Source organism: Streptomyces sp. NPDC025793 (genome assembly GCF_055558375.1).
Genome location: NZ_JBVHMR010000007.1, coordinates 137,392 through 158,770, shown reverse-complemented (window position 1 = coordinate 158,770; position 21,379 = coordinate 137,392). Strand labels below are relative to the sequence as shown.

Annotated in this window: 19 protein-coding genes; 9 read left to right on the top strand and 10 right to left on the bottom strand. The window is 70.1% G+C overall.

What is annotated here, in order from left to right:
• Window positions 1-405 (bottom strand): ATP-binding protein, encoded by a 405-nt coding sequence (locus tag ACZ4MF_RS16555; RefSeq protein ID WP_467492704.1) that lies wholly within the window; start codon window positions 403-405, stop codon window positions 1-3.
• Between the two features lie 176 nt (window positions 406-581).
• On the opposite strand from ACZ4MF_RS16555, the gene ACZ4MF_RS16550 reads away from it, so the two are divergent.
• From ACZ4MF_RS16550 to ACZ4MF_RS16535, 4 genes are all read left to right on the top strand, one after another.
• Window positions 582-1,433 carry a helix-turn-helix domain-containing protein gene (locus ACZ4MF_RS16550; protein ID WP_467492703.1) on the top strand — a complete coding sequence of 284 codons (852 nt, stop codon included), beginning with the start codon at window positions 582-584 and terminating at the stop codon, window positions 1,431-1,433.
• Between the two features lie 2 nt (window positions 1,434-1,435).
• Complete coding sequence (locus ACZ4MF_RS16545; RefSeq protein ID WP_467492702.1) at window positions 1,436-1,633, top strand: DUF397 domain-containing protein; 198 nt, start codon at window positions 1,436-1,438, stop codon at window positions 1,631-1,633.
• A 33-nt stretch (window positions 1,634-1,666) separates the two neighbouring features.
• On the top strand, window positions 1,667-1,855 hold the full coding sequence (locus ACZ4MF_RS16540; RefSeq protein WP_467492701.1) for a DUF397 domain-containing protein: 189 nt from the start codon (window positions 1,667-1,669) through the stop codon (window positions 1,853-1,855).
• Between the two features lie 64 nt (window positions 1,856-1,919).
• Window positions 1,920-2,666, top strand: a complete 747-nt coding sequence (locus ACZ4MF_RS16535) for a class I SAM-dependent methyltransferase (RefSeq protein ID WP_467492700.1) — start codon at window positions 1,920-1,922, stop codon at window positions 2,664-2,666.
• A gap of 21 nt (window positions 2,667-2,687) precedes the next feature.
• On the opposite strand, the gene ACZ4MF_RS16530 is transcribed toward ACZ4MF_RS16535, so the two are convergent.
• From ACZ4MF_RS16530 to ACZ4MF_RS16500, 7 genes are all read right to left on the bottom strand, one after another.
• Complete coding sequence (locus ACZ4MF_RS16530; protein WP_467492699.1) at window positions 2,688-3,809, bottom strand: ABC transporter ATP-binding protein; 1,122 nt, start codon at window positions 3,807-3,809, stop codon at window positions 2,688-2,690.
• Between the two features lie 29 nt (window positions 3,810-3,838).
• On the bottom strand, window positions 3,839-4,861 hold the full coding sequence (locus ACZ4MF_RS16525; protein WP_467492698.1) for an ABC transporter ATP-binding protein: 1,023 nt from the start codon (window positions 4,859-4,861) through the stop codon (window positions 3,839-3,841).
• A 22-nt stretch (window positions 4,862-4,883) separates the two neighbouring features.
• Window positions 4,884-5,864 carry an ABC transporter permease gene (locus tag ACZ4MF_RS16520; RefSeq protein WP_467492697.1) on the bottom strand — a complete coding sequence of 327 codons (981 nt, stop codon included), beginning with the start codon at window positions 5,862-5,864 and terminating at the stop codon, window positions 4,884-4,886.
• Between the two features lie 87 nt (window positions 5,865-5,951).
• Complete coding sequence (locus ACZ4MF_RS16515; RefSeq protein WP_467492696.1) at window positions 5,952-7,760, bottom strand: ABC transporter substrate-binding protein; 1,809 nt, start codon at window positions 7,758-7,760, stop codon at window positions 5,952-5,954.
• Between the two features lie 69 nt (window positions 7,761-7,829).
• Window positions 7,830-8,813, bottom strand: coding sequence for an ABC transporter permease (locus tag ACZ4MF_RS16510; protein WP_467492695.1), 984 nt, complete (start codon window positions 8,811-8,813; stop codon window positions 7,830-7,832).
• Window positions 8,814-8,991: 178 nt separating this feature from the next.
• Window positions 8,992-10,899, bottom strand: coding sequence for a translational GTPase TypA (gene typA, locus ACZ4MF_RS16505; RefSeq protein WP_467492829.1), 1,908 nt, complete (start codon window positions 10,897-10,899; stop codon window positions 8,992-8,994).
• A gap of 160 nt (window positions 10,900-11,059) precedes the next feature.
• Window positions 11,060-13,150: an ABC transporter family substrate-binding protein gene (locus ACZ4MF_RS16500; protein ID WP_467492828.1), complete on the bottom strand. Its 2,091-nt coding sequence runs from the start codon at window positions 13,148-13,150 to the stop codon at window positions 11,060-11,062.
• A gap of 385 nt (window positions 13,151-13,535) precedes the next feature.
• Here ACZ4MF_RS16500 and ACZ4MF_RS16495 point away from each other — a divergent pair, with 385 nt between their 5' ends.
• The 4 genes from ACZ4MF_RS16495 to ACZ4MF_RS16480 are packed head-to-tail and all read left to right on the top strand — an operon-like array spanning window position 13,536 to window position 17,446.
• Window positions 13,536-13,826, top strand: a complete 291-nt coding sequence (locus ACZ4MF_RS16495; RefSeq protein WP_467492694.1) for a hypothetical protein — start codon at window positions 13,536-13,538, stop codon at window positions 13,824-13,826.
• 28 nt (window positions 13,827-13,854) lie between these two features.
• Entirely contained in the window at window positions 13,855-14,676 is an 822-nt protein-coding gene (locus ACZ4MF_RS16490) for a hypothetical protein (protein WP_467492693.1), read from the top strand.
• 50 nt (window positions 14,677-14,726) lie between these two features.
• The gene (locus ACZ4MF_RS16485) at window positions 14,727-16,676 is read left to right on the top strand and encodes a fumarate reductase/succinate dehydrogenase flavoprotein subunit (RefSeq protein ID WP_467492692.1); all 1,950 of its coding nucleotides are present in this window, start codon (window positions 14,727-14,729) and stop codon (window positions 16,674-16,676) included.
• Window positions 16,673-17,446, top strand: a complete 774-nt coding sequence (locus ACZ4MF_RS16480; RefSeq protein ID WP_467492691.1) for a succinate dehydrogenase/fumarate reductase iron-sulfur subunit — start codon at window positions 16,673-16,675, stop codon at window positions 17,444-17,446. The genes ACZ4MF_RS16485 and ACZ4MF_RS16480 overlap by 4 nt, the downstream gene beginning before the upstream one ends.
• A gap of 51 nt (window positions 17,447-17,497) precedes the next feature.
• On the opposite strand, the gene ACZ4MF_RS16475 is transcribed toward ACZ4MF_RS16480, so the two are convergent.
• Both ACZ4MF_RS16475 and ACZ4MF_RS16470 read right to left on the bottom strand, forming a co-directional pair.
• Window positions 17,498-18,475: a phosphotransferase gene (locus tag ACZ4MF_RS16475; protein ID WP_467492690.1), complete on the bottom strand. Its 978-nt coding sequence runs from the start codon at window positions 18,473-18,475 to the stop codon at window positions 17,498-17,500.
• 28 nt (window positions 18,476-18,503) lie between these two features.
• A complete protein-coding gene (locus ACZ4MF_RS16470; RefSeq protein ID WP_467492689.1) occupies window positions 18,504-19,586 on the bottom strand; it encodes a glycoside hydrolase family 18 protein in 1,083 nt (360 codons plus the stop codon).
• Window positions 19,587-19,666: 80 nt separating this feature from the next.
• Here ACZ4MF_RS16470 and ACZ4MF_RS16465 point away from each other — a divergent pair, with 80 nt between their 5' ends.
• Entirely contained in the window at window positions 19,667-21,235 is a 1,569-nt protein-coding gene (locus ACZ4MF_RS16465) for a hypothetical protein (protein WP_467492688.1), read from the top strand.
• Window positions 21,236-21,379: the final 144 nt, after the last annotated feature.

Genomic DNA, 21,379 nt, shown 5'->3' with positions numbered 1-21,379 from the left:
CTACGCCGCGAGAAGTTCGCACCACACGTACTTCCCCCGGTCCCCGAACCGCGCCGACGGCTGCCACCCCCACAGGTCCGCACAAGCCCGCACCAACCCCAGCCCCCGCCCCTCCTCCGACTCCCCCACCTCCTCCAGCGCACGCGGCGGATCCGGCGGCGCGGGGTCGGTGTCCCACGCCCCGATCCACACGGCGCCCTCCGGGGTACGGCGGACCCTGAGCGCGGCGGGGCCCTTGGTGTGCCGTACGGCGTTCGACACCAACTCCGCCCCCAGCAGCTCAGCGAGGTCGACCAGTCCGATCAGTCCGTGCAGGGTGAGGATCAGGCGCAGGGTGCGGCGGCAGACGGTCACCGCTCTGAGGTCGTTGGGGATGTGGAGGGTGTAGTCCCAGGTTTCGGGCATGCGTCATCAACTCCAGGGGGACGAGGTGGATTTCGCGCGCAGGGTGGCAACGCCGCGTCACGCGGTGCACTTCCGCTGCGTATGCGGTACGTGACTGACGGTAGACCTTAGAATTAAGGGATTGCAAGGTGTCCCGTAATCTGACCCCCGAACGAGGTCCAACCAAGGAGCTGCCGATGGCGACCAAGCGAGAGCCCACAGCGCGTCAGATGCGGCTGGCCGTGGAACTGCGCAGGCTCCGCGAAACGGCGGGTCTCAGCTCTCGTGAGGCGGCGGCGCTGCTCGGCGTGAACTCCGTACAGATCAGCCAGATCGAGGCCGGCACTTCAGGTGTGAGCGAGCAGCGCCTGCGCCGCATGGTGGCCAACTACGCCTGCACGGATGGGGAGTTCATCGACGGCTTGGCCGCAATCGCCGCCGACCGGACGCAAGGCTGGTGGGAGGAGTACCGAGGCCAGTTGCCCACACCGTTCCTGGATCTGCCCGAGCTGGAGCATCACGCCCGCTTCCGCTGGGATGTGGAGTTCCTGCATGTCCCGGGTCTTCTGCAAACCGCGGACTACGCACGGTCTCTCTTCTCGTACGTGAACCCAGAGTTTTCCCAAGAGGACGTCGAGGGGTGGGTGGAGCACCGGATGAAGCGCAGGATCATCATCGAGCGGCCGGAACCGGTCCCGTACGAAGCCGTGATCCACGAGGGGGCGCTGCGCATCAGAGTGGGCGATCGGTCCACAGCGCGGGCTCAACTCGGCCACATCCTGGAGGTCTCCGAGGCCGACCACGTCACCGTACGCGTTATCCCCTTTGACCTGGACGGCTTTGGCGGGGCAGGCAGTGCGATGGTGTACGCAGGCGGCCCCGTCCCCCAGTTGGACACAGTCGTCCGTGACGGCCCTGGCGGTCCGGTTTACATCGATACCGAAGCCCAGCTGGACCGATATCGAACACGATTCCGTAAGGTACAGGTTGTGTCACTTGGCCCTGGCCGTTCGCGTGACTTCATCCACCGTCTGTCGAAGGAGTTGTAAGCATGCTCACCCCGCATTCCTGGCAGAAGTCCTCCTACTCCGGTGGCGACCAGGGCGACGCCTGCGTCGAAGTCGCAAAGCTGGACACTCACATAGCCATCCGCGACTCGAAGACACCAGCCAGGGCCATCCTGACCTTCCCCTCCACGACCTTCACGTCCTTCCTCCAGCACCTGAAGTCGACTCGGCCGCTCACCTGACTTCATCCACCCTCTGCCGAAGGAGCTGTAAGCATGCTGACCCCCGGCGCCTGGCAGAAGTCCTCCTACTCCGGTGGCGGCCAGGGCGACGCCTGCGTCGAAGTCGCCCACCGGCACACTCACATAGCCATCCGCGACTCAAAAGCTCCCACCCGAGCCCCCCTCACCCTTCCCCTCTCCACCTTCGCCTCCTTCATCAACGCTCTGAAACAACAAAGTTGAGAGACCCTCAAAAACTCCAGCGGAACCTGACACACCGTTCAGCATCGTGTGTCAAACTGCCGCGGTGGTAGATCATTCGTTCACCGATCTCTCGCTCGCCGCGCTCTACGACAGCCTCAACCCCTGGGGGCCGGGTGACGACTTCTACCTCGGTCTGGTGCGGGAGGCCCGCGCGGTGCTGGACGTCGGATGCGGGACCGGGCGGTTGCTGCGGCGGGCCCGGGCCGAGGGGCATCCGGGGCGGCTGATGGGACTCGATCCGGCCGCCGCCATGCTCGTCCAGGCGCGCAGAGCCCGGCCGGACGGCGTCGAGTGGGTGCTCGGGGACACCCAAGTGCGAAGCTGGGGCGGCGAGTTCGACCTCGTCGTCATGACCGGACACGCCTTCCAGGAGCTGACCGGTGACGAGGAGATCCGCCGCCTGCTGCACGCCGTCCGGGAGGCTCTCCGGCCCGGCGGGCGGTTCGTGTTCGAGACCCGTAATCCGGCCGCCCGGGCCTGGGAGCGCTGGACCCCGGAGTGGGTGCACGAGGTCACGGCGGCCGACGGCACGCCGGTGCGGATGTGGCACGAGGTCCAGGGCGACGGGCCGCACCGCGGGCGGGTGCGGTTCACCGCGACGTACGAGGGCGACGGCTGGCCCGCGCCCCGGGTCAGCCACGGCGTCCTGCGCTTCCTCGACGACCGCGCCCTGCGGGACGTCCTCGGCGAGGCCGGGCTGAGCGTCGTGGCGCAGTACGGGGACTGGCAGCGCGGGCCGCTCACCGCCGCCGGCCAGGAGATCATCACCGTGGCCGAAAGGGCGCGCTAGCCCGGCTGCCCCAGGGGCCGCTCAGTCCCCGCTCTCCTCCTCCAACGCCACCAACGCCGGGTCCAGGATGATGTCCTCGTCCCGCGCCTCGGTCGTCGGCTCCTCCGGGAAGTGGCAGGCCGTCAGATGGCCCTCGTGGTTGCCGGAGAGCCGGACCAGCGGTGGCTCCTCCGACGCGCACTTGTCCTGCGCCTTCCAGCAGCGGGTGCGGAAGCGGCAGCCGGAGGGCGGGGCGATCGGGGAGGGGACGTCACCGGCCAGCCGGATGCGCTCGCGGCCCGCGCTGTCGTCGTCCGTGAGGTTCACCTCGGGTACGGCGGACAGCAGGGCGTGGGTGTAGGGGTGGCGGGGACGGACGTAGATGGACTCGCGGTCGCCCACTTCGATGATCTTCCCGAGGTACATCACGGCGACGCGCTGCGAGAAGTGCCGGACGATCGCGAGGTCGTGGGCGATGAAGAGGAAGGCGATGCCCAGCTCGTTCTGCACCTTCTGGAGCAGGTTCACCACCTGGGCCTGGATCGAGACGTCCAGGGCCGAGACCGGCTCGTCGGCGACGATCAGCTTCGGCTCCAGGGCCAGGGCGCGGGCGACGCCGATGCGCTGGCGCTGGCCGCCGGAGAACTCGTGCGGGAAGCGGTTGTAGTGCTCGGGGTTGAGACCGACGATCTCCAGGAGTTCACGGACGCGTTTCTCCCGGCCTCCCTCCGGCCGGATGCCGTTGATCTCCATCGGACCGGAGATGATCGTGCCCACCGTCTGCCGCGGGTTCAGCGACGAGTACGGGTCCTGGAAGATCATCTGGATCTCGGAGCGGATCGGCGCCAGCTCCCTGCGGCCGGCGTGGCTGATGTCCCGGCCGCGGTACGTGACCGAGCCGGACGTCGGCTCCAGCAGCCGGGTGATCACCCGGCCGGTGGTGGACTTGCCGCAGCCCGACTCGCCGACCAGGCCGAAGCTCTCCCCGGCGTGCACGGTCAGGTCGATGCCGTCCACGGCCTGGACGTGACCGATGGTCCGGCGGATCGGGAAGCCGCCCTTGACGGGGAAGTACTTGGTCAGCTTCGAGACCTGCAGCAACGGCTCCCCGTCCGCGCCGCCGCCCTGTTCGCGCGGTGCCGGAAGGACCAGGTCCTCTGTCATGCCGGTGACCTCCTGGAACGTCTGACGACCTAGCCCAGTCGGGGCTTGATCTCCTCGATGAAGATGGTCCGCTTCTGGTCCGAGGTGAGATGGCAGGCCGCTGCCCGGTCGGGGGCGAGGAGCGGTCGCTCCCCCGCACAGCGGCCGGTGCCCGCCACCCGGTCCTGGAAGGTGCAGCGGGGGTGGAAGCGGCAGCCGGACGGCGGGCGGAGCAGCGAGGGCGGCGTGCCGGGGATCGGGGACAGCCGGCCGCCGGGATCGGAGTCGAGGCGCGGCATGGAGTTCAGCAGGCCCCAGGTGTACGGGTGCTGGGGCGAGCGCAGCACCTCGTGCGTGGTGCCCCGTTCCACCGCTCCGCCCGCGTACATCACCATGATGTCGTCGGCCATGTCGGCGATCACCCCCAGGTCGTGGGTGATGAAGATGATGCCGGATCCGAACTCCTGTTGCAGGTCCTTGAGCAGATCGAGAATCTGCGCCTGCACGGTCACGTCGAGGGCGGTCGTGGGTTCGTCGGCGATGAGCAGGTCGGGGTCGCAGACCAGCGCCATGGCGATCATCGCGCGCTGGCGCATACCGCCGGAGAACTGGTGGGGATAGTCCTTCGCCCGCTCCTTCGGGTTCGGGATGCCGACCTTGCCGAGCATCTCCACGGCCCGTTCCCAGGCGGCCTTCTTGGAGGCGCCGTTGTGCTTCATGTACGGCTCGGCGATCTGCCGGCCGACGGTGTAGTACGGGGAGAGGGCGGTGAGCGGGTCCTGGAAGATCATGGCGACCTTGTCGCCGCGCAGCTTCTCCAGCTCGGACTCGCGCGCGGTGGTCAACTCCCGTCCGTCGAGCAGGATTTCGCCCTCGATCGTGGTGAACATGGGGTTGTGCAGCCCGAGGACGGTCAGGTTGGTCACCGACTTGCCCGAGCCGGACTCCCCCACGATGCCGAGCGTCCTGCCCCGCTCCAGGTCGAAGGAGAGCCCGTCCACGGCCCGTACGACGCCGTCCTCGGTCCGGAAGCTGACGTGCAGGTCCCGTACGGAGAGAAGAGGGTTGCTCATGACGTCTGCTTCTCCTTCGGCCTCAGGACAGCCGCACGCGCGGGTCGATGAAGGCGTACGTGGCGTCGACGATGATGTTGAACAGCAGGATCATGCTGGCCGAGAAGAGCATCACGCCGAGCAGCAGCGGCAGATCGCTGAAGTTGACGGCCTGCACGGCGAGGTTGCCGAGGCCCGGCAGGCCGAAGGTGTACTCGGTGATGATGGCGCCGCCGAACAGCGAGCCGAGGTCGATGCCGAAGATGGTGACGATCGGGATGAGCGAGCCGCGCCAGGCGTAGCGGAAGAAGACGTAGGCCCGGGACATGCCCTTGGCGCGGGCGGTGCGGACGTGCTCCTCCTGGAGCTGTTCGATCATCGAGGAGCGGGCCATACGCGTGTACTGCGCGGCGAAGATCGTGGACAGCACCACCCAGGGGATGACCAGGCCGCTGAACCAGCTGACGGGGTCCTGGCTGATCGGGGTGTAGGCCGGCTTGTCGAACCAGTGCGTCTGGTAGACGAGGACCGCGAGGGCCAGCGGGCCGAGGAAGTAGATCTGGAGCGAGCTGACGACCATGGCGCCGGCGGTGGCCGTCTTGTCGACCAGCGTGCCGCGCCGCCAGGCGGCGAGCAGTCCGGTGCCGAGGCCGACGAGCAGGAAGCACGCGGCCGCGCCCAGGGTGAGCGAGACGGTGGTGGGCAGGCGGTCCATCAGCGTGCCCCAGACCTGCTCGTCGGTGTGGTACGAGTAGCCGAAGCAGGGGGCGGGGCACGGGCCCTGGGCGAACTGGCCGCTGCCCAGGACGAGGTTGTGCAGGAAGATCCAGTACTGCTCGGTGAGGGGCTTGTCGAGGCCGAGCACATGGTGGATGTTCGCGATGCTGTCCGGGTTGCATGTCTTGCCGCACATCAGGAGTGCCGGGTCCCGGGGCACCCCGAAGAAGAGCAGGAACGCGACGATGCTCAGCAGGAACAGGATGACGACGGCGCCGATGATCCGGCGCACGAGGAAGCGCAGCATGACAGGGCAGCTCTCAGACGTCGGCGGCCGGGCCGGCACCCGGCGCGCACCCCGACCGGGAGCGCGCCGAGTGCCGTACGGGGACGGTTACTTGATGAAGAGTCGGCGCGGGTCGACGCCGCCGATCACGTCGTCGTAGACGAACCCGCCGACGCCCGAACCGGCGATCTGGACCTGCTTGTAGTAGCCCGTCGGGACGACGTTGACCACCTTGGTCAGCAGGTACTTGTCGAGCTTCTCCCACTCGGCCGCGGCCTTGACCGGGTCGGTGATCGCGCTGACGCGGTCGATCTCGCTGTTCACGTGCGTGTCGTTGACCTGCGAGTAGTTCGCCGCGCCGTCGGCGATCTGCCGGCCGTCGAAGGAGGGCGGGATCACCGTGGAGGCGGACGGCCAGTCGGCGCCCCACGCGCTGTGGAAGATGTCGTAGTTGTTGTTCAGCTTGGAGACCTGGTCGTAGTAGGTCTCGGACGGGATCTCCTGGCGCTGCACGTTGAATCCGGCCTTGGTCAGGCCCGCGGCCATGGCGGTGGAGTACTGCTGGCCCTCGTTGGTGTTGATGTAGCCGAAGGTCAGCTTCATGCCCAGCTTGCCGGCGTCCTGGAGCAGTTTCCTGGCCTTGGCCGGGTCGCCGCCGGGGTTCTTCTTCTTGCCGAACGGGTCGAAGGCGGGGTCGTAGCCGGAGACGGTCGGGGAGATGATGCCGCCCGCGACCTCCATGGCGTCGCTGCCGCCGTAGGCCCGCACGAACGGAGAGATCGGCAGGGCGTAGGCGATGGCCTCGCGGACCCGGATGTCCTTCATCTCGGGCTTGCTCATGTTGATGTTCATCTGGCCGACGTACGGCTGGTAGCCGGAGACCGTGCGGGACTTGAGCTTCGGGTCCCCCAGCACCTTGGAGAGGTTGCCCGCGTCGACCTGGTTGCTGAAGCTGACGCCGGTCCGGTCGGGCCCGCTGTCGGCGAGCAGCGCCTTGGTGGAGGTCTCGTACTGCTGATTGAAGGTGATGGTGAACCGGTCCACGTACTGGTGCCGGATCGGGTCCGTCTTCGGGTCCCAGTTCGGGTTCCTGACCAGCACCATCGACTTGCCGGACTGGAACGACTGGATCTTGTACGGGCCGGTGGTGACCGGGTTCTTGTCGTACTTCTGCTGAGTGTCGCCCTTGGCGGAGACGACGGCGTAGCCGGCCATCGCCAGGGTGTACGGCAGGTCCGGGTGCGGCTTGGCGAAGTGGAAGACGACGGTCTTCGCGTCGGGCGTCGACAGGACGCTGTCCGGCAGGTGCTTGCCCTTGTACGGGCCGTCGGGGAGCAGCTTGCGGTACCCGGTGCCCGAGGTGTTCGCGAGCCACTGCTGGAGGTAGCTCGGGCCCTGGGTGATGAAGGGCGCGAAGAGACGCTCGACGGTCTGGCGGACGTCCGTGGAGGTGATCGGGGTGCCGTCCGCGAACTTGATGCCGTCCTTGAGCGTGTACTTCCAGGTCTTGCCGCCGTCGGTGGTGGTGCCGGAGTCGGTGGCGAGGTCGCCGACCACCTCGTGCTGGTGGCCGTCGTCGCTGGTCGCCTTGTAGCCGGTGAGACCTCTGTGGATCAGTTGCGCCATCGCCATCTGGTCCTGGACGTAGATCTGGGCCGGGTCGAGGTGGGCGTAGCTGTCGCGCGCGAGCACCTCCATGGCCCCGCCGGACTTGGCGCCGGGCACCGGGGCCGCGGGCCCGGTGGAGTCGGCGGCGTTCCCGAACTTGATGGGCGCCTGCTGGCTCTTGGCGTTCTGCCGGTCCTTCTTGTCGTTCGTACCGGTGTCGCTGCCGCCCTTGCTGCAACCGGTGAGCACGAGAGCTCCGGCCGCGAGCACGGAGAGTGCGCCGTATGCGTGGCGTCCGCCCCTACTCATCACGAGATCCCACCCATCTGTGAAACTGACGTTCCGTCGGATTGCGGTACGGGAGTTGCGGTACGGGGGTCAGCGCGCGGTCTTGGGATCGAAGGCGTCTCTGACCGAGTCCCCGAGCAGGTTGAACGCGACGACGAAGATGATCATCGAGATGCCCGGGAAGAACATGTAGGTGATGTCGTTCTCCATCACCAGTTGGGTGGACGCCTTGGAGAACATCTGCCCCCAGTCAGGCGTCGGTTCGACGATGCCCACGCCGAGGAAGGACAGACCGGCCTCGGCGGTCACGAAGTTGGGCAGCAGATAGGTCGCCTGCACCAGCAGCGGGGTCACGATGTTCGGCAGGATCTCCCTGCGGATGATCCGCCACGGCGAGGCGCCGCTGACCTTGGCCGCCTCGATGAACTCCCGTTCGCGCAGGGCGAGCGCGGTGCCGCGCAGGATGCGGCCGAGGCCCATCCAGCCCAGGAACCACTGGACGAGGATGAGCGCGATCACCCGGACGTAGGTGGGGGTCTGGTCGCGGGGGCTGACGAACAGGGAGACGACGACCGGCATGCTGGCGATGAAGAACAGCTGGGCCGGGAAGGCGAGCAGGAAGTCGATGACCCGGCCGAGGAGGTAGTCGGTCCTGCCGCCGAGGTAGCCGGCGGTGACCCCGAGCAGGATGGCGGTGACGACGACCGCGAGGGTGACGGCCACCGAGATCGTCAGCGAGGTGCGGATGCCGTAGATCAGCTTGGTGAAGACGTCGTAGCCGTTGCCGGGTTCGAGTCCGAACCAGAAGTCGCCGCTGATACCGCCGTTGGGCTTGACCGGCACACCGGCGCTGTCGAACAGGTCCGGGCGCTCGTCCGCGTACACCGTGTACGGATTCTTGCCGTACACCTTGGAGATCAGCGGGGCGAGCAGGCCGGTCAGGAAGAAGAAGCCCACGACGTAGGCCGAGATGACGCCCGTGCGGTCGCGCTTGAAGCGCATCCACATCAGGCGGCCGGGTGACCGGCCCTCTAGCTTGACGGCACTGGCTTCTGTCTCGACAGTACTTGCCACGGTTTATCCGTTTCAAGGTGTGAGTGATCCACGCATGCACCAACAGGAGGGGGTTTCGCGGCTAACTATCTGCCATGGCTCGACCACCGACCACTGCCTGCAGATCTCAATTCAGTCACGGGCAGCAAAGAGCCCGGGTACCCCACCCTCGGGGCACCCGGGCTCAACTGCCGGTGGATCAGCCGTGCTTGGCGCGGCTCGCGGCGCGGGCGCGCTCGCGGGCGTCCAGGTTCACCTTGCGGATGCGAACGGCCTCCGGGGTCACCTCGACGCACTCGTCGTCACGGCAGAACTCCAGCGACTGCTCCAGCGACAGCTTGCGCGGCGGCACGATCGACTCGGCCACGTCGGCCGTCGAGGACCGCATGTTGGTGAGCTTCTTCTCCTTGGTGATGTTGACGTCCATGTCGTCGGAGCGGGAGTTCTCACCGACGATCATGCCCTCGTACACCTCGGTGCCCGGCTCGGTGAACAGCACGCCGCGCTCCTGGAGGTTCGTCATCGCGAACGCGGTGACGGCGCCGGAGCGGTCGGCGACCAGCGAGCCGTTGTTACGGGTCTGGAGCGTGCCGAACCAGGGCTCGTGGCCCTCGTGGATGGAGTGGCCGATGCCCGTGCCGCGGGTCTGGGTCAGGAACTCGGTCCGGAAACCGATCAGACCGCGGGACGGCACCACGAACTCCATGCGCACCCAGCCGGAGCCGTGGTTCGACATGTTGTCCATACGGCCCTTGCGGACACCCATGAGCTGCGTGACCGCGCCCATGTGCTCCTCGGGCACGTCGATCGTCATGCGCTCGACCGGCTCGTAGACCTTGCCGTCGACCTCCTTGGTGACGACCTGGGGCTTGCCGATGGTCAGCTCGAAGCCCTCGCGGCGCATCTGCTCGACCAGGATGGCGAGCGCCAGCTCACCACGGCCCTGGACCTCCCAGGCGTCCGGACGCTCGGTCTCCAGGACGCGCAGCGAGACGTTGCCGATCAGCTCGCGGTCCAGGCGGTCCTTGACCTGGCGGGCGGTGACCTTGCGGTCCTTCACGGCCGACTTCGCGTCGGCGCCCTTGCCGGTGCCGCCCCGGCCGACCAGCGGCGAGGTGTTCGTACCGATGACCATGGAGATCGCGGGCTCGTCGACCGTGATCAGCGGCAGCGGGATGGGGTTCTCGGTGTCGGCCAGGGTCTCGCCGATCATGATGTCCGGGATACCGGCCACCGCGCAGATGTCACCCGGGCCGGCCATCTCGGCGGGCTTGCGGGTGAGCGCCTCGGTCATCATCAGCTCGGAGATGCGCACGTTGCTGACGGAGCCGTCGCGCTTGATCCAGGCGACCGTCTGGCCCTTGCGCAGCTCGCCCTGCTCGACGCGGAGCAGCGCGATACGGCCGAGGAAATTGTCGGCGTCGAGGTTGGTGACGTGGGCCTGGAGCGGGGCGGCCTCGTCGTAGGTCGGGGCCGGGATGTGCTCCAGGATCGTGGAGAAGAACGGCTCCAGGCTGTCGCTGTCGGCCGGGACCGTGCCGTCGGCCGGCTTGGTCAGCGAGGCGACGCCGTCACGGCCGCAGGCGTAGACGATCGGGAACTCGATCTGGTCCTCGTCCGCGTCCAGGTCCAGGAACAGGTCGTAGGTCTCGTTGACGACCTCGTCGATCCGGGAGTCCGGGCGGTCCGTCTTGTTGATGCACAGGATGACGGGCAGGCGCTGCTGGAGCGCCTTGCGCAGCACGAAGCGGGTCTGCGGCAGCGGGCCCTCGGAGGCGTCCACGAGCAGCACGACACCGTCGACCATCGACAGACCGCGCTCGACCTCGCCGCCGAAGTCGGCGTGGCCGGGGGTGTCGATGATGTTGATGGTGATGGGCTCCCCCCCGTCCTTGGGGTGGTACTTCACCGCCGTGTTCTTGGCGAGGATCGTGATGCCCTTCTCACGCTCCAGGTCGTTCGAGTCCATGACTCGGTCGTCGACCTGGTCGAGCTGGTGGGCGGCGAACGCGCCGGCCTGCTTCAGCATGCCGTCGACGATGGTGGTCTTGCCGTGGTCGACGTGGGCGACGATGGCGACGTTGCGGATGTCGTGGCGCGTGGCCATGAAGGCGTACTCCCGGAGTGTGAGGAAGGCCGTCGCGTACGTCCTGTGACGCGGGCCCTGCCGGGCTTCACACGCCACGGCCTCACCCCATGGTACGTGGCCCCGGGACGGTCGGCCTCCTCAGGGCCGTGTGATCATCACCGCGCAGGCCGGGCGGCCGTCACTTCGTGGGGCTGGGGGAGATCTTCGCGCCCTTCTTCAGATACCCCATGTCCTCGTAGACGGGCGTCTGGAATCCGAACGCCCCGGCGTTGACGAGGTTCTTCCTCGTCCCCACCAACTGCGGCCGCTGGTACAGCGGAATCGATCCGGCAGCGGCCCAGATCCTGGAGTCGGCCTTCCTGATCAGGTTCCGCGCCTCGTCCTCGTCCAGGGTCGCCGCGGCCTGGTCGAAGAGCTGGTCCACCTGGTCCGTGCCGACCCGCGTGTAGTTCTGCTCGACGTTCACCGAGCCGTCGGCGGCCGGCACCGGCTTGGCGTAGATCGGCCGGGCGTCCGTCGCCGGGAACGCGGAGGACGGCCACGAGTACAGGGCGAGGTCGTAGTCGCCGGAGGCGATGTGGTCCTTGAAGTAGCTCTCGTCCGGGACCTTGCTGATCGTCGTGCGGATGCCGACCCGGTCCAGCATCGCGGAGATCCGCTCGGCGACCGTGTGCAACGTCTCGGAGCCGGGCCCGGAGGGAAGCACGAAGCGCAGCGCCAGCGCCTTGCCGTCCTTGGCGAGCGGCCCGGCCGGGACGCCGGCCGGGGCGGCCGTGCCCTTGGGGGCGTACGCGCCGGGCACTCCCCCCTGCCTGCCCTCCTGCGCGAGGTGCCGGTCGCCGCCGTCGCCGCTCTTGTTGTCCTCGCCGACGATGTACTGCCCGTCCTTGCCGCCGTCCGACGGCTTCTCCTTGGCGCTCTTGTCGCTCTCGGGACCGGCCGCCTTCTTGCCCTTCTTCTGCTCCTTGACCGGGCCGCCCGCCACCCAGCCGGCGTCGGCGAGCAGCGCCGCCGCCTCCTTGGTGTCCGCCTGCCCGAGGGCGCCGCTGCTGTCGGCGTAGTCGCTCTGCCCGGACAGCGCGAGATGGCTGCCGACCGGGACGGCGGGCAGGCCCAGCGGGGTGAGGACCAGTTTGGCCAGTTCCTTGCGGTCCAGGGCGCGGGCGACCGCCCGGCGGACCCGCTCGTCGGCGAGGGGGCCCTCGGAGCCGTTGAGCGCGAGCTGGGTGTAGGCGGGCTCCAGCGACTTGCGGACGTCGAAGCCGCGCAGCGCCTGCTGCTCGTTCAGGTACGCGCCGACGTCCTTGCGCAGTTCCTGCTCGTCGGCCCTGACCTTGTCGGGGCCGAAACCGTGCGCCCGCGCCCAGGAGCGCAGCTTCTTCACGGAGGTCCTGCCGGAGCCCTGGAGCGGGCTTCCGGCGCCCTGGGCGGCGAGCCCGATCAGCTGGGCCTCGGCGGGGTCGACGTCGGCGGCGTCCAGGCTGCCGTCGGCGAGCGCGGCGGCCCGCTTGTCGCGGGGTACGGCGTGCAGCTCGATCTGGGACAGCTTGGCCGGCCTGCCCCACCAGCGCGGATTACGGGTGAGGACGACGTCCTTCGCGGCGGTGTCGACCTTGTCGACCCTGAAGGGTCCGGCGGTGATCTGGAGCTTTCGCCGGGCGCCGTCGTTGAAGGCGTCCGGGCTGCCCATGACCTGCTTCGGATACAGCGGCGAGAACAGCGACTTCCAGTCGGCGTACGGACGCGAGAAGGTGACCCGGACCTGGAGGTCGCCGGCGCCGCGCTCGATCTTCTCGATGCGGTCGTACCCGGCGTTGCGGGCGGTCCAGTAGGAGCTGTCCTTGCCGGACAGGGCGCGCCACTGGGCGACGAAGTCGGCGGCGCCGATCTCCCGGCCGTCGCTCCAGACGGCCTGCTGGTTCAGCTTGTACTCCACCACCTGGCGCGGCTCGGTCTCGATGACCTTGGCCGACTCCAGGTAGGCGGGGTTGGGCGCCGGCCGGCCCTGGGCGTCGAGGCGGAACATCGAGGGCAGGACGGCCTGGGCGATCCGGGTGGTGCCGGCGTCGGCGTCGGCCTGGAAGGTGTTCAGGGTCTCGGGGACGGCGTCGACAGCCCACTTCAGCGTCCCGCCGTCGGCGATCAGGTCCCGGGCGGCCGGGGCGATGTCCTGCCCGGCGAGCGGCTTGCCGGCCTCGTCGACGTCGGCGCCGCAGCCCGTGAGGAACGGCACGAGGGCGCCGGCCGCCAGGAAGGCGACCGAGCGCATGAAGTGCCGCGAAGCGCACTCGGCCGTCCGCGGCACCGTCGTGGCCGAGCGCGCAGTTCCCCGCGCCCCTTCGGGGCGCCAGCCCTCGTTGGACATTTCTGCTACCTCCGGGAAGCCGCGGGCGTTATGATCACGTTTGGCGGTATATGGAGCTGATCAGATCTATGCGGCCCACTGAAGAGGAAAGGATCCGGCAACCGAGGGCGACACGGCGATGACGGGTGGTGACCTCACCCGTGTGGCGCAACACCACCGCTGATGCATCCGTACGCCTCCGCCAATCGCTGCACATGCCTTCACATCGGCACGTGTGACGCGCAACACTCCAAGGCGCATGAACGTTGCCGCCCAAGGCCCGCCGGACCCGCGGAAGTGAGGGCACACCATGTCCGTGCACGACGACATCGCCTCGGTCCAGCGCTCCCTCGACGAGCTGAACCGCTCGCTGGGGCGCCTGGAGCACCAGCTCGGCAGCAACGGCCTGGAGATGCGCCGGGTCCGGATGGACGCCGACCATCTGCGCGAAAGCCTCGGGCTGCTGCGCGACACGGCCGACAGCGGCACCGCGCCCCGCCGGCCCGACCTCGTCACCATCTCCGACACGCCGTACGACCGCTCCCTGTGGGTCGACACGGACGACGAGGGACTGGGGGCCCGCGACCGCCACGCCCCCTGAACCGACCTGAACCGACCGGAGTCATCCCTTGGCCACTGGTACGGAACCCCAACAGAACAGCGGCGGCGTACGGGCCCGTACGCGCGCCGCGATCGCCGCCCCGCATCTGCGGACCGACCGCTGGTGGCTGGCCCCCGCCGTCACCGCGGCCGGTCTGTTCGCCTTCGTCGTCTACTCGACGTGGCGGGCCTTCGCGGGCGCGGACTACTACGCGGCGCCGTACGTCTCGCCGTTCTACTCGCCCTGTCTGGCGCAGAACTGCCGGACCATGCACGCCGGTCCGAACGCCGACCTCTTCGGGAGCTGGTGGGGCCTGTCCCCCGCCATCATCATCCTGATCTTCCCGCTCGGCTTCCGGCTGACCTGCTACTACTACCGCAAGGCCTACTACCGCAGCTTCTGGGCGTCCCCGCCCGCCTGCGCCGTCGCCGAGCCGCACGCGAAGTACACCGGCGAGACCCGCTTCCCGCTGATCCTCCAGAACGTCCACCGGTACTTCTTCTACGCCGCCCTGCTGGTCGCCGGCGTACTGACCTACGACACCATGCTGTCCTTCCGCGACACGCACTACCGGTGGGGCCACATGGGCCTCGGCACCCTGGTGTTCCTGGTCAACATCGTGCTGATCTGGGCGTACACCCTCTCCTGCCACTCGTGCCGGCACATCGTGGGCGGCAAGCTCAAGCACTTCTCCAAGCACCCCGTGCGCTACCGGGCGTGGCAGTTCGTGGGCCGGCTCAACGCCCGGCACATGCAGCTGGCGTGGGCGTCGCTGTTCAGCGTGTGGCTCGCCGACTTCTACGTGTATCTCGTCGCGTCCGGGGTCTTCGCCGACCCGCGCTTCTTCTAGGAACAGACCCTCCAGGAACAGATCCTCTAGAAAACAGGTGGAGCCGACTGATGTCCGTGGTGGACCGGCAGGAGTGGGACGTCGTCGTGGTCGGTGCCGGCGGCGCCGGGCTGCGGGCCGCGATCGAGGCGCGCGAGCGGGGCGCCCGTACGGCGGTGATCTGCAAGTCGCTGTTCGGCAAGGCGCACACGGTGATGGCCGAGGGCGGCATTGCGGCGGCGATGGCCAACGTCAACGAACACGACACCTGGCAGGTCCACTTCCGCGACACGATGCGCGGCGGCAAGTTCCTGAACCAGTGGCGGATGGCCGAGCTGCACGCGCGGGAGGCCCCGGACCGGGTATGGGAACTGGAGACCTGGGGCGCGCTGTTCGACCGCACGAAGGACGGGAAGATCTCGCAGCGCAACTTCGGCGGCCACGAGTACCCGCGCCTCGCCCACGTCGGCGACCGTACGGGCCTGGAGCTGATCCGCACGCTCCAGCAGAAGATCGTCGCCCTCCAGCAGGAGGACCACCGCGAGACCGGCGACTACGAGTCCCGGCTCAAGGTCTACCAGGAGTGCACGGTCACGAGGATTCTGAAAGACGGTTCGCGGGTCAGCGGGGTCTTCGCCTACGACCGTGAGTTCGGCCGTTTCTTCGTCCTCGAAGCGCCCGCCGTCGTCATCGCGACCGGCGGCATCGGCAAGTCCTTCAAGGTGACGTCGAACTCGTGGGAGTACACCGGCGACGGGCACGCGCTGGCGCTGCTCGCGGGCGGCTCGCTGCTGAACATGGAGTTCGTGCAGTTCCATCCGACGGGCATGATCTGGCCGCCGTCGGTCAAGGGCCTGCTGGTGACCGAGTCGGTGCGCGGTGACGGCGGGGTGCTCAGGAACTCCGAGGGCAGGCGGTTCATGTTCGACTACGTCCCCGACGTCTTCAAGGAGAAGTACGCCGAGTCGGAGGAGGAGGGCGACCGCTGGTACGAGGACCAGGAGCGCAACCGGCGCCCGCCCGAGCTGCTCCCCCGTGACGAGGTCGCCCGCGCGATCAACTCCGAGGTGAAGGCGGGCCGCGGCTCCCCGCACGGCGGGGTCTTCCTGGACGTCTCGACGCGCATGCCGGCGGAGGTCATCCGCCGCCGACTGCCTTCCATGTACCACCAGTTCAAGGAGCTGGCGGACGTCGACATCACGGCGGAGCCGATGGAGGTCGGGCCGACCTGTCACTACGTGATGGGCGGCATCGCCGTCGACTCCGACACGGAGGGCGCGCGCGGGGTGCCGGGCCTGTTCGCGGCCGGTGAGGTCGCGGGCGGCATGCACGGCTCCAACCGGCTCGGCGGCAACTCGCTGTCCGACCTGCTGGTGTTCGGGCGCCGGGCGGGCTGGCACGCGGCGGAGTACGCGGCGGGCCTCGCGGACGCCCGCCCGCCCGTGGACGAGACCCAGGTGGACATGGCGGCGGCCGAGGCACTGCGGCCCTTCTCGGCCGAGGCCGAGGCGGAGGCGGACCGGGCGGGCGAGGCGGGCCCGCCGGAGAACCCGTACACCCTGCACCAGGAACTCCAGCAGACCATGAACGACCTGGTCGGCATCATCCGCCGCGAGGGCGAGATGGCGCAGGCCCTGGAGAAACTCGCCGAGCTGCGCCTGCGCGCCCGCCGGGCCGGGGTGGAGGGCCACCGCCAGTTCAACCCGGGCTGGCATCTCGCCCTGGATCTCAGGAACATGCTGCTGGTCAGCGAGTGCGTGGCCCGCGCGGCGCTGGAGCGCACCGAGTCGCGCGGCGGCCACACCCGCGAGGACCATCCCACGATGGACCGCCGGTGGCGCAACGCCAACCTGCTGTGCGCCCTCGCGGATCCCACCGGCGGCCTCGCGGCCACCGACCCGGCCCGCGGGCAGATCCGCCTCACCCGCGAGACCACCGAACCCATCCGCCCGGACCTGCTCGCCCTCTTCGAGAAGGAGGAGCTGGTCAAGTACCTCGCCGAAGAGGAGCTGTACGAGTGAGCAGCTACGAGGCCCGCTTCAAGGTGTGGCGGGGTGACGTCGAGGGCGGTGGCCTTCGGGACTTCACCGTCGAGGTGAACGACGGCGAGGTGGTCCTCGACATCATCCACCGCCTCCAGGCCACCCAGGCCCCCGATCTGGCCGTGCGCTGGAACTGCAAGGCGGGCAAGTGCGGTTCGTGCTCGGCGGAGATCAACGGCCGGCCCCGGCTGATGTGCATGACGCGCATGTCGGTGTTCTCCCGCGACGAGACGATCACCGTGACCCCGATGCGCACCTTCCCGGTGATCCGCGACCTGGTGACGGACGTCGGCTTCAACTACCAGAAGGCCAGGGAGGTCCCGGCGTTCGTGCCGCCCGCGGGTGTGGGCCCCGGCGAGTACCGGATGACGCAGGAGGACGTGGACCGCTCGCAGGAGTTCCGCAAGTGCATCGAGTGCTTCCTGTGCCAGAACACCTGCCACGTGGTGCGCGACCACGAGGAGAACAAGCCGGCCTTCGCGGGCCCGCGCTTTCTGATGCGGATCGCCGAGCTGGACATGCACCCGCTGGACGGGGCCGCCGAGACGGGCCTGGACCGGGGGCACACCGCCCAGGACGAGCACGGCCTCGGCTACTGCAACATCACCAAGTGCTGCACGGAGGTCTGCCCCGAGGGCATCCACATCACGGACAACGCCCTGATCCCGATGAAGGAGCGCGTGGTCGACCGCAGGTACGACCCGCTGGTGTGGCTGGGCTCGAAGATCAGGAGGAGGTCGTCGTCGTAGCACCGCGGCCGGGCCGCTCGGCCGGCACCCGCAGGCGCAGCCCGCCGACTCTCAGCGTTTCACCAGGTCAAGGGCGCGTGCCAGATTGTGCTCGGCAATACCGCGCATGGATTCGGCAAAGGGGAAGTCCCCGTCGAGCAGCCGCAGCGGGCCGGCGACGAGGTTGAGGTGCAGCGCCAGCCGGTACAGCCGCAGCCGGCCCTCGTCCAGGCCGTCGGCGCGCAGGACGTCGTAGTGCGGCCCGAAGCGCAGCCGCAGGAAGACGTGCTCCCACTCGGCGTCGAAGTACATCAGCCCTTCGATGTCGATCAGGGCGGGGTTTGCGTGCTCGTCCAACAGGACGTGGTCCGGGCCGAGTTCGCCGTGCACGAGGACGTGGTCGGCGCGCGGGCGGACCTCCGCGGCCAGGGCGTGCACGGCGTCCTCCAGCCGCTCCCGGGCGGCGGCGGCCCGCGGCTCGCGTACGGCGGTCTCGGCGATGTCGGCCAGGGCGCGGCCGGTGACCAGCCGGGCGCAGGAATCCCCGTGTGCCGTACCGCCGTTGTCGATCACGGCCACCTTGCCGTGGGCGGCGGAGCGGGTGCCGTGCAGCGTGCGCAGGGCATCGGCGAGCCGGTGCAGTGCCGGGCGGGCGGCGTCCGGGTCGCGGCGCAGCGCCTCCTCCAGGCTGCCACCGCCGCCCAGGTCCTCGACCACGGCCGCGCCCGCCACGGGGTCCGCGTGGAGCAGACGCGGGGTGCGGACGCCGGCGGCGGTGAGACGGTCGTGGGCGGCCGTGAACAGGTCGAGCCCGGAGGCGTGCGAGAAGGGGTCGCGGGGATCGGCACCGGTAGGGCCCCAGTAGTCCTCGTCCGGTGCCCAGACGTAGGCGATCGCCGTTTCGCCGTCGTCGAGGCGGAGCCGGTAGACGCCCTTCTTGGAGCCGCCGCGCAGCCGGGTGACGGCGCTGAGCGTGCGGTGCGGGCCGAGGGCGGCGCGGGCGAGGGGCGCGAGGTCGGCGAGGGTCCGGGGCTGTCGGGTCTCGGTCACCGGCCCCACTCTCGCGCACAGGAGGAGCTCAGCGAACCCAGTTTTCCCGGTAGGCGCGCCAGTCGGCCTCGGTCGCCGCGAAGTCCACGTACAGCGCGACGCCGAAGCGGACCCGGTCGGCGTCGGTGCGGGACAGGCCGAGCCGGACCCCGCGCACGGCGGCCGGGACGGTCTCCGCGCGGGCCCGGTGGCCGAAGCGGTTCTCGTGGTAGAAGGGCAGGCCCATGAGCAGGTCGGTGGTGTCCGGGGTGACCTCCAGGGCGAGGCTCGTCTGCTGGGCCACGTAGCCGCCGTACAGGCTCTGCACCGGCTGCATGGTGTCGTACGACATCACGGCGATCTGGTCCACGCGCCGCGCCACCTGCCCGAAGTAGGCCTGCGACCACCACTTGGGGTGACCGGTGGTCGTGCCCCAGAGGGAGTGGAACGCGGGCAGCGGGTCGATCTGGTGGGCGGCGACGGACAGCAGCGCGTGCCGGGCGTGGGTGAGGGTGCGCAGGCCGTCCAGGAGGGAGAGGTAGTCGCGGTCACCGGAGTGCAGCGGCTCCAGGTCGACATGCACCCCGTCGTACCCGGCGGCGAGGACGCGGCGGGCGGAGGCCAGGACCGCGGCGCGGGTGGCGGCGCGCTCCAGGTGCAGCCCGTCGGGACTCTCGGTGGCCAGCTGGTCGCCGAGCCAGGCCTGCACCCGGACCCCGGGCAGCTCCCGGTGCACGGCCGAGACCAGCAGGCGGGCCTTCGGGTACGCCGAGTCGGGCAGTGTGCCGTCATGCTCCAGCGGGCCGGAGTGGACGTACAGGTCGCGGATGCCGGTGTCCTTCAGCCGGCGGGCGAGTGCGCGCACGTCGGCGTCGTTCTTACGGCCGTCGACCCAGGCGTGGCCCAGCCAGAGGGCGTCCTGGCCGCGGGTGGTCGTGCCGGGCGCCGGGGTGCCGGTGTAGTCGACGCGCAGGGCCGTCTCGGCGGTGAGGAGGGGGACGAGCACGAGGGCGAGGCCGGCGAGGGCGCAGCGCAGGACGCGCCGGCGGAGCCTCTTCTTCCGGCTGCCGTCGGCCGCCCCGGAGGGAATCCGGCCCCTCTCGCGGTCCCGCCGCCCGCTCCCGTTGTCCATTTCCGGCCCCCTCTTCCCTTGTCCCCCGCCCGTATCCGTCCCGCTCGCGAACGCGCCTACCTGCCCATACGCTCCGAAATGTGACGTCCTCCTTGATCCGGGGCCGGCCCCGGCGCGCCACGGCGCACATACGGGTGCGGCTGGCGCACGCCGTGCTGGGGGCCGCGGCCGGGGTCGGGTGGCTGGTGTTGCCGGTGATGACGGTGACGACACAAGATCCGGTTCCCGCGACGGCCGACGGGACGGTCGCGAGCGCCGCCGCGCCCCAGCAGGACGGTACGTCCACGGCCGACCTCGTGCTGCCCCTCGTCGCCGGGGGCGCGGCCGTGGCGCTGGCCGGTTACGGCTGGCTGCGCCGTACCCGCCGCGCCCGTACCCGCACGACTCCGGGGGTCGTCCCGGCGGCCCCGCCCGCGCCCACCGCGGCGGACTTCGACCGCCAGGCCCGCACCGCGCTGGTGACGGCCGACGACTGTGTCCGTACGAGCCGGGAGGAACTCTCCTTCGTCCGGCAGCGGTTCGCACGGCCGGACATCGAGGTCTTCGCCCACGCCCTGCGGGCCGCCGAGACCGAGCTGTCGGCCGCGTGCGCGATCTGGCGGCGTTACGAGCAGGGGGTGCCGCGGGATTCGGCGGCCCGGCGGCAGGCGCTGGTCGGGGTGATCGGCCGGTGCGCGGAGGCCGGGCGCCGGCTGGACTCCGAGGCGGCAGCGCTGGACCTGCTGCGGGGGCTGGAGGGGCCGGGGCTGGGCGAGGCGCTGGAGGCGGCCGAGAGCCGCTTCCGGGAGCTGGCGGGGCGGACGGTGACCGCGCAGGAGACGCTCGCCGCGCTGCACGAGCGCTACGCACGGTCCGCCGTCGAACCGGTCACCGGGTACGTCGAACAGGCCAAGGACCGGCTCGTGTTCGCCACCGCACGGCTCAACGAGGCCCGGCAGGCCGCCGACCGCGACGACGGCGACCTGGCCGCCCGGCAACTGCGCGCCGCCGAGGGCGCGGTGGCGCAGGCCGGGGTACTGATATCCGGGGTGGACCGGCTGGCCTCGCAGCTGCGGGCGGCGGCCGGTCTGCTGCCGGCCGCGCTGACCGGCGCGGAGGCGGAGCTGGCGGCGGCCCGGCGCGGGGGCGGGAGCAAGCCCCTGCCGTACGGCGACCTGCACGCCCGGCTCACGCACGCGGACACCGTGCTGGCCACCGTGCGCGACGAGAGGACGTCGGGCCCGTACGACCCGCTGGACGCCCTGTGCCGGATGACGCGGGCGGTGGAACGTCTGGAGAACGGCCACGCGGGCGTGCTGTCCGCGGCGGCACTGCTGGTGGCGCGCAGCTCGGTGGCCGGGGCGGAGGAGTTCATCGGGGTGCACCGGGGCGCGGTGGGCCCGGAGGCCCGGGTACGCCTGGCGGAGGCGGTGCGCGACCTGTCCGCGGGAGACGCCGCGGAGGCCGACCGGGCGGCCCGGGAATCCCGGGACCGGGCCGAACAGGACGTCCGCTCCCACGGCACCCCGTACACCGCCGCCACGGCCGCCCCCGGTGTGCCGGGCGCGGTCCTGGGCGGTCTCCTGCTCGCGGAGGACGAGGACGCGGGCCCGCCGGCCTGCTACGGGGGCCCGGAGACGAGGGGCCGCCGCCGTCTGCCGCCACCGTGACGGCGAACCGGAATCGCCCCCCGACCCGCCTCGGCCGACCGAGTCGAGTCCGTGCGCGGGAACCGACGGGCGAGAGCCGGTGGCCGGGGCCCGGCGGGGGAGAACCAGCGAACCCGGTGGGCGGGGAGTCGGCGGGCGGCGCGT

Excerpts from the sequence above, each read along its gene's own strand:
- ACZ4MF_RS16495 (WP_467492694.1), top strand. The coding sequence starts at position 13,536 with ATGTCCGTGCACGACGACATCGCCTCGGTCCAGCGCTCCCTCGACGAG.
- ACZ4MF_RS16550 (WP_467492703.1), top strand. The coding sequence starts at position 582 with ATGGCGACCAAGCGAGAGCCCACAGCGCGTCAGATGCGGCTGGCCGTG.
- ACZ4MF_RS16485 (WP_467492692.1), top strand. The coding sequence starts at position 14,727 with ATGTCCGTGGTGGACCGGCAGGAGTGGGACGTCGTCGTGGTCGGTGCC.
- ACZ4MF_RS16525 (WP_467492698.1), bottom strand. The coding sequence starts at position 4,861 with ATGAGCAACCCTCTTCTCTCCGTACGGGACCTGCACGTCAGCTTCCGG.
- ACZ4MF_RS16545 (WP_467492702.1), top strand. The coding sequence starts at position 1,436 with ATGCTCACCCCGCATTCCTGGCAGAAGTCCTCCTACTCCGGTGGCGAC.
- ACZ4MF_RS16520 (WP_467492697.1), bottom strand. The coding sequence starts at position 5,864 with ATGCTGCGCTTCCTCGTGCGCCGGATCATCGGCGCCGTCGTCATCCTG.
- ACZ4MF_RS16530 (WP_467492699.1), bottom strand. The coding sequence starts at position 3,809 with ATGACAGAGGACCTGGTCCTTCCGGCACCGCGCGAACAGGGCGGCGGC.
- ACZ4MF_RS16470 (WP_467492689.1), bottom strand. The coding sequence starts at position 19,586 with ATGGACAACGGGAGCGGGCGGCGGGACCGCGAGAGGGGCCGGATTCCC.
- ACZ4MF_RS16540 (WP_467492701.1), top strand. The coding sequence starts at position 1,667 with ATGCTGACCCCCGGCGCCTGGCAGAAGTCCTCCTACTCCGGTGGCGGC.
- ACZ4MF_RS16515 (WP_467492696.1), bottom strand. The coding sequence starts at position 7,760 with ATGAGTAGGGGCGGACGCCACGCATACGGCGCACTCTCCGTGCTCGCG.
- ACZ4MF_RS16500 (WP_467492828.1), bottom strand. The coding sequence starts at position 13,150 with ATGCGCTCGGTCGCCTTCCTGGCGGCCGGCGCCCTCGTGCCGTTCCTC.
- ACZ4MF_RS16555 (WP_467492704.1), bottom strand. The coding sequence starts at position 405 with ATGCCCGAAACCTGGGACTACACCCTCCACATCCCCAACGACCTCAGA.
- typA (WP_467492829.1), bottom strand. The coding sequence starts at position 10,899 with ATGGCCACGCGCCACGACATCCGCAACGTCGCCATCGTCGCCCACGTC.